The following is a 2819-nucleotide window of genomic DNA, read 5'->3' as shown; positions in this document are numbered from 1 at the left end:
GGGCGGCAAGGACAACGGCGGCAAGGACAACGGCGGCAAGGACAACGGCGGCAAGGACAACGGCGGCAAGGACAACGGCGGCAAGGACAACGGCGGCAAGGACAACGGCGGGAAAGACAACGGCGGGAAAGACAACGGCGGGGACAACACCGGCGGCAAGGACAATGGCGGTGCCAACAACGGTGGCGCGAACAGCGGTGGCGCCAACAGCGGTGGCGCCAATAGCGGTGGCGGCAGCCAGTACAAGCAGCCGAATATCCCGCCGCTCAAGGACACCGCGGACCCGAACGGCGGAAATCCGAACGGCACCAACCCCAACGGGACCAACCCGAACGGCACGAACCCCAACGGGACCAACCCGAACGGCGCGAACCCAAACGGCACGAATCCCTACGGCTCCAACCCCTACGGTTCCAATCAGAACTACCCGAACCAGACTCAGCAGCAGACCGGCTCGACCGGCAGCAGTTCCGGTGGCTCGGATATGTCGTCACTCACCAGCATGCTGAGCTCGCTGGTCAGCGGCGTGAGCACCGGCATCTCGACGATCGCCCAGCAGCTGCCGACGATCCTGCAAGCGTTGGATTCGATGCACTCCACGGATCTGACGAACCTGGCGACCGCGTTGGGTGTGCCCGAGGACAAGCTGACGACCGCCTTCGCCGCCATCGAGCAGGACCCGTCCAAGGTGACCCAGCTGTCGCAGCTGCTGGGCCTGTCCGGGGACACCACCCAGACACCCACGCCCACGCCGACCGCCGGACTGCCGGGCGACACCGTGCCGCTGGGCACGGTGAACACGCCGAACTCGGGTCTGGCCAACGCGATCCCCGCCGCAGGCGTGCCGGACTCGCCATTCCCGGGTCTGACCAACCTGTTCGGCGGCGGTTCGAACCCGGGTGCGATGCTGGACCCGCTGGTGGGTGTCGTGGCCTCCCCGTCGGACCAGGCCGTGCCGACCGCGACCGAGATCCCGACCGCCGCAGCGGATCCCGAGCCCGAGCAGGTCGACTTCATTCGGGGCTTCGGGCGGACGCTCGAGGGAGCCATTGAAGGGAACCCGGTGGTCGAGGCATGACCTGGGAGTTCACCGACGTCGAGTTCAAGGCGTTGTGCTACAGGTACCGCGGCGGGAGCCTCCCCTCGCCGCTGCGGTTCACCAGCCGCACCAAGTATCAAGACGATTACGAGCGTGAACTGTATGAATGTCATGCCAAGCTGGACCGGGAACTGGGTCCCGGCTTCGGCGCGATCTTCGAGACAGTGGCGCTCCCGGACATCGCCCTCATCGTGCACGCCTGGGCCGACGGCGATTTCGACAACCCGAACAAGCGGATCCGCGTCCACGGCGCGCGCCGGGATCGCCGCGCCTGCCTGATCGTGCAGGCACCCGGTGAAACCGTTTTCCACAGTGGCGGATTCACGATGATCGAGTGCGAGCCGGAGGAGCTGCCCGCCTTGATGGTGGCGTATCTGCCGCCGACCGAGGAGGCCCGGGGCCCGGCGGTGACGCTGGTGACCGAGCCGCCGGAGCCGGATCCCTATGGGGGATCTGGCGGCGCGTTCGACTCCTTCGACGACTCCGTGGAGACCCGCAGCATCGCCTTCTGGAACCGGCCCGCGGACCTGACCGGCGCCATCCGTGTGCTGCAGGGCAGGTCCAAGTTCGGGCCGCGCGGTATGCACCAGACCACCATGATCTTCCGTGATATGCCCGCCGACGGGCGGTATCTGATCGAGGTGGGTGACCCGGAGATGACCGCGCGCGGAGCCGGGGTGGGGAAGATCGTCCATCGGTTCGAGCACCACGTCGAGCAGACTCTGCAGCTCATGGAAGCGCGCGGCGAGATCGAGGTCTGAGCGGGCGGCGCGGCGGCCGGTAATCACCGCCGCGCCGCCCGAATCAGCACTCTCCGTTAACATTCCGGCCACTACGCGGTTGCCCGAGGCTGCCAAGGTCAACATCATGAGTGGTGGTCGGTTGGAGTCCTATCGGGACTTGTTGATGAAGGCCTCCGAGAAGACCGGCGACGTCCGCGATGGCATCAACGGGGTGGTGAACACCTTCGGCGCTCAGGCGGACGCGCTCGGCACGCCGTGGGGCGATGATTCGCTCGGCAACCAGTTCGCGAATGGCGACCAGGGCTACCTGGCCAGCAAGAAGAACATTCTCGAGGGCGCGACCAATATGGCCGGCACCTTCGCGAATTTTTCGAAGTCGCAGAAGGATTCGGCCGACAAGCTGGAGGCGACCGAAGAGGCCAACCGCGAGGGCTTCCAGCAGGCCGCGCAATGAGCAACGAACGCCAGAAGGCCGAGCTGGCCGAGATCCTCGACGGCTTCGGCGAGCAGATGCGCCTCATCACCCAGCTGCAGCATGAGCGGGCGGCGTTGACCGCGTCGGTCACGGTCCGCAAGCGGGTGACGGTCACGGTGAACGCCGACGGCACCGTGATCGAGACCAAATTCTCTTCTGACATAGAGGATCTCGACTACACGGAGATCGCCCGGGCGGTCACCGACGCCGCGCAGCAGGCCGCCGCCGAGGTGGCCCGCCGCGGCCGCGACATCATGGCCCCGGTCTCACAGAACCGGAAGCGGCTGCCCACCCTCGCCGACCTGGTGCCCGGCATGCCCGACCTGAGCAAGGAACTCGCGATTCCGGACCCGCCGGTGGTGTCCACCGCGCCGCCGAAATCGCCGGAGCGCCTGGGCGGTTACCGCGAGACCGACGCGAATATCGATGCGGCACAGCCGCGACGGGGCGGGGCCACCGATTCCGGATGGTGATACGACCGCGCCGGGCGAGGTAGCCGGAC

The 2819-nt window shown here is 67.1% G+C and carries 3 protein-coding genes and 1 pseudogene; all 4 read left to right on the top strand.

The genetic code is table 11. The features are described 5' to 3' along the window. A pseudogene (locus ACWEQQ_RS03770) lies at positions 1 to 1078 on the top strand (hypothetical protein); the annotation flags it as partial. Continuing rightward, a complete protein-coding gene (locus ACWEQQ_RS03765) occupies positions 1075 to 1860 on the top strand; it encodes an ESX secretion-associated protein EspG (RefSeq protein ID WP_452347016.1) in 786 nt (261 codons plus the stop codon). The pseudogene ACWEQQ_RS03770 and the gene ACWEQQ_RS03765, both read left to right, overlap by 4 nt. Positions 1861 to 1966: 106 nt before the next feature. Beyond that, positions 1967 to 2296, top strand: a complete 330-nt coding sequence (locus ACWEQQ_RS03760; protein ID WP_452347015.1) for a hypothetical protein — start codon at positions 1967 to 1969, stop codon at positions 2294 to 2296. After that, complete coding sequence (locus ACWEQQ_RS03755) at positions 2293 to 2790, top strand: YbaB/EbfC family nucleoid-associated protein (RefSeq protein ID WP_452338328.1); 498 nt, start codon at positions 2293 to 2295, stop codon at positions 2788 to 2790. Before ACWEQQ_RS03760 ends, ACWEQQ_RS03755 begins: the two co-directional genes overlap by 4 nt. The last annotated feature ends 29 nt before the right edge of the window (positions 2791 to 2819 follow it).

This window comes from Nocardia sp. NPDC004123, from assembly GCF_053603795.1.
Note: the sequence above shows the minus strand (reverse complement) of the source record. Positions and strands in the feature narration are given on the sequence as shown.